This is a genomic window from Paracoccus sphaerophysae, assembly GCF_000763805.1.
GTDB lineage: Bacteria > Pseudomonadota > Alphaproteobacteria > Rhodobacterales > Rhodobacteraceae > Paracoccus > Paracoccus sphaerophysae.
In genome coordinates this window covers 81,636-89,421 of record NZ_JRKS01000004.1, presented here as the reverse complement: position 1 = coordinate 89,421, position 7,786 = coordinate 81,636, and the positions used below count along the sequence as shown (strand labels likewise).

Annotated in this window: 2 protein-coding genes and 2 pseudogenes; all 4 read left to right on the top strand. The window is 74.6% G+C overall.

Annotated features, from left to right (window positions below):
- Positions 1 to 76: 76 nt before the first annotated feature.
- Positions 77 to 1,216, top strand: a pseudogene (gene tsaE, locus IC63_RS02815) (tRNA (adenosine(37)-N6)-threonylcarbamoyltransferase complex ATPase subunit type 1 TsaE); the annotation flags it as partial.
- A 315-nt stretch (positions 1,217 to 1,531) separates the two neighbouring features.
- The gene (locus IC63_RS02810) at positions 1,532 to 2,206 is read left to right on the top strand and encodes a nucleotidyltransferase family protein (protein WP_084115415.1); all 675 of its coding nucleotides are present in this window, start codon (positions 1,532 to 1,534) and stop codon (positions 2,204 to 2,206) included.
- Between the two features lies 1 nt (position 2,207).
- Entirely contained in the window at positions 2,208 to 5,126 is a 2,919-nt protein-coding gene (addB, locus tag IC63_RS02805; RefSeq protein ID WP_036716688.1) for a double-strand break repair protein AddB, read from the top strand.
- Positions 5,119 to 7,725, top strand: a pseudogene (addA, locus tag IC63_RS02800) (double-strand break repair helicase AddA); the annotation flags it as partial. The gene addB and the pseudogene addA, both read left to right, overlap by 8 nt.
- Between the last annotated feature and the right edge of the window lie 61 nt (positions 7,726 to 7,786).

Below are 7,786 nucleotides of genomic sequence, written 5' to 3'. Positions count from 1 at the left end.
CCCTCCCTTCGCCCCCCGCATCTTCCCGTCCCGCGCCTCTTTCCGCCGCCTCACCGGGCGGCTAGATTCGGCTGCGATGACCATGCCGCTGTCCCCTCTCGCCACCCTCAACGCTGACGAAACGCTGACCGCGGGTCTGGCGCGGGCGCTCGCGCCCCTGCTGCGGCCAGGTGACACGCTGCTGCTGGATGGCCCGGTCGGCGCCGGCAAGACTCACTTTGCGCGCGCCCTGATCCGTGCCCGGCAGGGCGACGCGGCCGAGGACGTGCCCAGCCCGACCTTCACGCTGGTCCAGACCTACGAGGACGCCGCCGGGGCCGAGCTGTGGCATGCCGACCTGTATCGCCTCACCGATCCCTCGGAACTGGTCGAGCTGGGGCTGGACGAGGCGATGGCGCAGGCGATCACGCTGATCGAATGGCCCGACCGGATGGGCGCCGCCCCGCCCGGCGCGCTGACCCTGACGCTGGACCCCACGGCGCCCGACCGGCGCCGGATCACGCTGTCGGGCGATCCGGCGCGGTGGGCTTGGGTGGGCCGGGCGCTGGAGCTGGCGCGGTTCCTCCACGCCGCGGGCTGGTCCGAGGCGCGGGTCGCGGTGCTGGCCGGGGACGCCTCGGCGCGGCGGTATTTCCGGCTGACCCGCAACGGCCACAGCGCCGTGCTGATGGACGACCCGGCCGGCTCGGCCGGCCGCTATCTGGCGATGACGGGCTGGCTGCGCGCCCGCGGCTTTCACGCCCCCGAGGTGCTGGCAGAGGACGAGGGCCAGGGCCTGCTGCTGCTGGAAGATCTCGGTGACGACCTCGTTGCCCGGGTGCTCGAGCAGCGGCCTCAGGCGGCAAGCGGGATCTATGACCGCATCACCGACCTGATCGCCGAGTTGCACCGCCACGCCCCGCCGGACTTCGTGCCCCCGCTAGACGGCCCCGCCCTGGCCGAACAGGCAGGGCTTTTCGCCAAGTGGTACCCGCCGGCCGTCGGCGCGCCGGGGGCGGGCGAGGGCGTCGCCGCGGCGATCGCCGCGCTGCATCGCGCGCTGTGCGCCGATGCAGCGCCGGTGGTCTCGCTGCGCGACTTCCACGCCGAGAACATCGTCTGGCGCAGGGACGACCCGCCCGGGCTGCTGGATTTCCAGGACGCGGTGGCGACGCATCCGGCCTATGAGCTGGTCTCGGTCCTGCAGGACGCCCGCCGCGACATCGCGCCGGGGATCGAGACGCGCCAGATCGACCGCTACCTGGCCGCGACCGGCGCCGATCCCGACCGCTTCCGCGCCGCCTATGCGCTGCTGGGGGCGCAACGCGGCCTGCGGATCATGGGTATCTTCACCCGGCTGTGCCTGCGCGACGGCAAGCCGCGCTATCTCGACTTCATGCCCCGGGTCTGGGCGGCGATACGGCGCGACGTCGCCCACCCGGCGCTGGCGCCGCTGGCTGCGGCGCTGGAGGGCGTGCCGGAACCGACGCCCGCGGTGATCGCCGCGATCCGCGCCCGCTGCGGCGCGGGGACGGGTGCCCCCGACACGATGATGCTGTTCGCCGCCGGCAAGGGCACCCGCATGGCGCCGCTGACCGACGTGACCCCCAAGCCGCTGATCCCGGTGGCCGGACGGCCGCTGCTGGATCACGCGCTGGACCTGGTCCGCGAAGGCGGCGCGCGACGGATCGTGGTCAACACGCACCATCTGGGCGATCAGATCGTCCGGCATCTGGCGGGCAGCGGGGTGGCGATCTCCGACGAAGCGGACGCCCTGCTGGAAACCGGCGGCGGGCTCAAGAAAGCGCTGCCGCTGCTAGGAGACGGGCCGGTGCTGACGATGAACCCCGACGTCGTCTGGACCGGGCCGAACCCGGTCGCCGCCCTGCGCGCGGCCTGGGACGGGGCGCGGATGGACGCGCTGCTGATGCTGGTGCCGGTGGACCGGGCGCAGGGGCGGATCGGCGGCGGAGATTTCGCGCTGGACCCCCGGGGCCGGATCAGCCGCGGCGGGCCGCTGGTCTACACCGGGACCCAGATCCTGCGGACAAACGGGCTCGCCGCCATCGACGCCCCGGTGTTTTCGCTGAACCTGCTGTGGGACCGGATGATGGCCGAGGGCCGGGCCTTTGGCCTCGTGCATCCCGGCGGCTGGTGCGACGTGGGCCGGCCGGACTGCATCCCGCTGGCCGAAGCGATGCTGGCCAGCGCAAAGGCGGGGCGCTGAGATGCAGGGTCTGTATGCCCTGCCCGCCGGCGTGGATTTTGCGGCCGAGCTGGTGCGCGGGCTGCGGGATCGCATGGCCGACCGCCCGCCCGAGGCGATGGCCGCCGTCACCATCCACTGCAACTCGGGCCACACGCTGCGCGGCATCGAGGCTGCGTTTCACCGCCACGGCGCGCTGCTGCTGCCGCGGCTGCGGCTGATCGCCGATCTGGGGTCCGAGGCCGGGCTGCCGCCCCCCGCCGCGCCGCTGGCAAGGCTGCTGGACCTGTCGCATCTGGTCGCCCGCGCCCTGCGGGCCGAGGACGGCCAGTCGGTGCCGGCGCTGACCCGCTCGCTGGCTGCGCTGATGGCCGAGATGCAGTCCGAGGGGCTGGACGCCGAGGCGCTGGACGCCGTCGACGCGGCCGATCACGCCGCCCACTGGCAGCGCGCCCTGACGTTCCTGCGCATCGCCGCCGGATTCCACCTGGACGGTGCGCCGGTGGACCGCGAGGCGTTGCAGCGCCGCGCCGCGCAGATGCTGGCCGAGGACTGGGCCGAAGGGCGCAACCTGCCGCCGGGGCCGGTGATCGTCGCCGGCTCGACCGGCTCGCACGGTGCGACGCGGCTGTTCATGCAGGCGGTGGCGGCGCTGCCCGGCGGCGCGGTGGTGCTGCCGGGCCACGACCCGCATCTGCCGCCCGAACTGCAGGCGCGGCTGATCGAGGGCGACGAGGACCACCCGCAGGCTCGCTTTGCGCCGCTGATCGCGGCGATGGGCGCGCCGCGGCCGTGGACCGACGCGGCCCCGCCGGCGCCGCAGCGGAACCGGCTGCTGAGCCTCGCCCTGCGGCCGGCGCCGGTCACCGACCAGTGGGTGGCGCAGGGACCGTCGCTGGGCGATCTGGGGCCGGCCTGCGCCGGGATGACGCTGATCGAGGCCGACGACCCGGCCTCCGAGGCCGGCGCCATCGCCGTCCTGATCCGTGATGCCGTCCATCACGGCCGCGCCGTCACCCTGATCGCGGCCGACCGGACCCTGACCCGCCGGGTCACCGCGGCGCTGGACCGCTGGGCGATCCGCCCCGACGACAGCGCCGGCGCGCCCCTGCCGCTGACCGCCGCCGGGCTGTTCCTGCGCCACGTCGCCGAACTGCCGCTGGCGGCGCTGGACATCGTGGCGCTGCTGGTGCTGCTGAAGCATCCGCTGACGGCGACCGGCGCGGGGCACGACGCCCGCGGCGCCCATCTGCTGCACACGCGCGAGCTGGAGCTGCACCTGCGCAAGCATGGCCCGGTCTTTCCCGACGGCGCGGCGCTGCGGGCCTGGGGCGACCGGCCGCGCACCCCGCCCGCGCGCCGCGACTGGGCGCAGGGCATCGCCGCGCTGCTGGACGAGACGCTGCCGCTGATCGCCGATCCCGGGCCCCTGCCGCTGGCCGAGCGTGCCGCGCGGCACCTGCATCTTGCCGAAATCTGGGCCGCCGGTCCGGGTGGCACGGCCGCGGCGTCGCGGCTGTATGCCGAGCGTGCCGGCGACAAGGCCCGCGCCGTGCTGGACCATGTCGCCCGCCACGCCCCGCGCGGCCCCGAGACCAGCGCCCATGACTTTGCCGAGCTGCTGGGCGCCGAGCTGCAGGCCCAGGCGGTGCGGGTCGAGGCCGACGCCCACCCTCTGGTCCGCATCCGCGGCCCGCGCGAGGCCCGGACCGAGGCCGTGGGCCTCGTGATCCTCGGCGGGCTGACCGAGGGCGGCTGGCCGCAGGCGCTGGACCCCGACCCCTGGCTCAGCCGGCCGATGCGGCGGCAGGCGGGGCTGACCCTGCCGGAACGGCGCATCGGGCTGTCGGCGCATGACTTCCAGATCGCTGCTGCCGCCGACGAGATCGTGCTGACCCGCGCCCGGCGCAGCGACGAGGCGGAAACCATCCCCTCGCGCTGGCTGAACCGGCTGCTGAACCTGCTGGGCGGCCTGCCCGCGCAGGGCGGACCGGCGGCGGTGGCGGCGATGAAGGCGCGCGGCCAGCGCTGGCTGGACCTCGCCGCTGCGGTAGCCGCGCCGCAGCCGGGGGACCACGCGAGGCTCGCCCCCCGTCCCTCGCCCCTGCCCCCCGCGCCGGCCCTGCGCGAACTCTCGGTGACGGCGGTGGCGCGGCTGATCCGCGACCCCTACGCGATCTATGCCGACAAGGTGCTGCGGCTGCGCCCGCTCGACCCCTTGCGCCCGGCCCCCGACGCGGCCGAGCGCGGCAACGTGCTGCACGACATCGTGCGCCGCTTCCTGACCCCGCCGCCCGGCCCCGCCGACCCGCCCGAGGCGTTGCGGGTCCGGCTGCTGGGGGCGGCCGACGAGGTGCTGGCGCAGCAGGTGCCCTGGCCCTCGGTGCGGATGTTCTGGCGGGCGCGGATCGCGGGCATCGCCGACCGGCTGGTCGCCGACGAACACGACCGGCTGCAGGACGGCGCCCCGCTGACGGTGGAAACGCGCCACAGCCTCGCGCTGCCGGGCCTCGATTTCACCCTGACCGCGCGGCCCGACCGGATCGACCGGCTGCAGGATGGAACGGCGGTGATCTATGACTACAAGTCCGGCGCCCCGCCCAAGCGGGCGAAGGTGCTGGCCTTCGACAAGCAGCTGCCGCTGGAGGCCGCGATGGCCCAGCGCGGCGTCTTCGGCGCGCCGATGGAGATCGCGGACCTGCGCTATATCCGCCTTGGCGGGCAGGGCGAGACCGAGGCGCTGGGCTGGGACGACGAGCTGGCCGCGACCTGGGACCAGTTCGTGCTGCTGGTCGCGGGCTACCTGGGCGGCGAGCACGGCTTTACCGCTCGCCGGGCGATGGAGCGGACCGGCCACGGCTCGGCCTATGACCATCTGAGCCGCTATGGCGAGTGGTCCGAGGCCGACCCGCCGCAACGGATGAGGGTCGGCGATGCGTGAGCCCGAGGACGACCTGACCAAGGTGACGGGCGGCGTCGCGCCCCCCGACGAGGCCACCCGCGCCCAGCACATCTCGGCGGACCCCGAGCGCTCGACCTGGCTCACGGCAAATGCCGGGTCGGGCAAGACCAGCGTGCTGACCGACCGCGTGGCCCGGCTGCTGCTGGGCGGGACCCGGCCCGAGCGCATCCTGTGCCTCACCTATACCAAGGCCGCCGCGACCGAGATGCAGAACCGCCTGCTGCAGCGGCTGGGCGAATGGGCGATGCTGGACGACGCCGCGCTGACCGCCCGGCTGAAGGCCATGGGGATCGGCGGCGATCCCGACCTGAGCGCCGCGCGACGGCTGTTCGCGCAGGCGATCGAGACGCCGGGCGGGCTCAAGGTCCAGACCATCCACAGCTTCTGCGCCGGCGTCCTGCGGCGCTTTCCGCTGGAGGCCGGGGTGCCGCACGGCTTTGCCGAGCTGGACGACCGCAGCGCCGCCAATCTGCGCGCCGAGGTGATCGAGCAGATGGCCCGCGAGAACGCCCCCGAGATGGCCGACCTGCTGTCGCTGCAATCGGACGACGGGCTGGACGGCTTTCTCGCCGGGCTGCGGGATTACGACGCGGCGCCCTGCGCGGCGCGGCTGTGGGCCGATTGCGGCCTGCCCGAGGGCTTCGACGAGGCGGCCCTGCTGGCCGATTGCCTGGGAGAAACCGAGGGCCGGCTGATCGCGGCGCTGATCCCGCTGCTGCATGCCGGCGGCGGCAACCCGGCCCGCGACGCCCGCAAGCTGGACGGCGGCAACTGGGCGGCGCCCGGCGTGGCCGAGCTGGAGCGGCTCGAGTCGGTCTTCATCTTCGGCAGCGGCGCCCGGGCCGGGCTGGCGCGGCTAGGCGAATGGCCCACCCTTGCGCTGCGCCGCGGCTCCTGCGCGGGGCTGGTCGACGACATCGACGTGCTGATGTCCCGGGTCGAGGCCGCGCGCCCGCTGCGGCTGAAACTGCGCCACGCCCAGCGGACGCTGGCGCTGCAGCGCTTTGGCCACGCTTTCTGCCGCCGCTATACCGAGGCCAAGCGGGCCGGCGGCTGGCTGGATTTCGACGACCTGATCCTGCGCACCGCCGCGCTGCTGGGCCATGCGGCGATGGCGCAATGGGTGCTGTTCCGGCTGGATGGCGGGATCGACCATATCCTCGTGGACGAGGCGCAGGACACCTCGCCCGCCCAGTGGCAGGTGGTGGAACGGCTTGCGGCCGAGTTCACCGCCGGCGAGGGCGCCGCCGACCGGCCGCGCACCCTGTTCGTGGTGGGCGACCCCAAGCAGTCGATCTATTCCTTCCAGGGCGCCGACATCGCGGTCTTCACCGAACGCCATCGCGGCTTTTCCGACGCCTTTGCGGCGGTCGGGCGGCCGATGCAGGATGCCGCGCTGCGCCATTCCTTCCGCTCGTCGCCGGCGATCCTGTCGCTGACCGACGCGGTGTTCCAGGACGACGCCGCGCAGGGGCTGGGCCCCGAGCCGCCGCGCCACATCGCCTTTCGCGACCGGATGCCCGGCCGGGTCGACCTGTGGGCGCCGGTGCCCAAGCCCGAGGCTCCGGCCGCGATGGAATGGTTCCGCCCGGTCGATGCCACCGCCCCCGACGCCGCCGAAACCGTCCTGGCCGACGCCGTCGCCGCCGCGGTCCGCGACATGATCGGGACGCCCCTTCAGCCGCGCGAGGGCGCGCCACGGCCGATCCTGCCCCGCGACGTGCTGATCCTCGTGCAGCGGCGCAGCACGGTGTTTCACGAAATCATCCGCGCCTTGAAGCAGGCCGGCCTGCCCGTCGCCGGCGCCGACCGGCTGCGGCTGGGCGGAGAGATCGCCGTCCGCGACATCCGCGCCGTGCTGTCGGTGCTGGCCACGCCCGAGGACGACCTGTCGCTGGCCGCCGCGCTGCGCTCGCCGCTGTTCGGGCTGAACGAGGACCAGCTGTACCGGCTGGCCGCGCGCCGCAGCGGCCATCTGATCGAGGCGCTGCGCAACTCGGCCCATCACGAGGCGTGGGCGGTGATCGCCGACCTGCAGGCTCAGGCCGATTTCCTGCGCCCGCACGACCTGATCTCGCGCCTGCTGGTCCGCCATCGCGGCCGGGCGCGGCTGATCGGGCGGCTGGGCCCCGAGGCGGTGGACGGCATCGACGAGCTGCTCGCGCAGGCGCTGACCTACGAGACCAGCGAGACGCCCTCGCTGACCGGCTTCCTGGCCTGGCTGTCCGACGACCAGGCCGAGCTGCGCCGCCAGCCCGGCCGCGGCTCGGATGGCGCGGGCGTGGTGCGGGTGATGACCGTGCACGGCGCCAAGGGGCTGGAAAGCCCGATCGTGATCCTGCCCGACTGCGCCAGGCGGGGGGCGGGCGGGCGAACCCCGCAGACGATCCTGCCCGACCGCGGGCCTCCGGCGCATTGGCGGGGCAGCAAGGCGCAGCAGACCGACCTGGTCGCCGCATGGGCCGAACGCGACAAGCGCCGGCAAGAGGAAGAGCGCCGCCGCCTGCTGTACGTGGCGCTGACGCGGGCGGAAAGCTGGCTGATCGTGGCCGCCGCGGGCGAGACCGGGACCGGCACCGAAAGCTGGCACGCGATGGTGGCGGACGGGTTCGACCGCGCCGCGCTGCACGGGCTGGCCG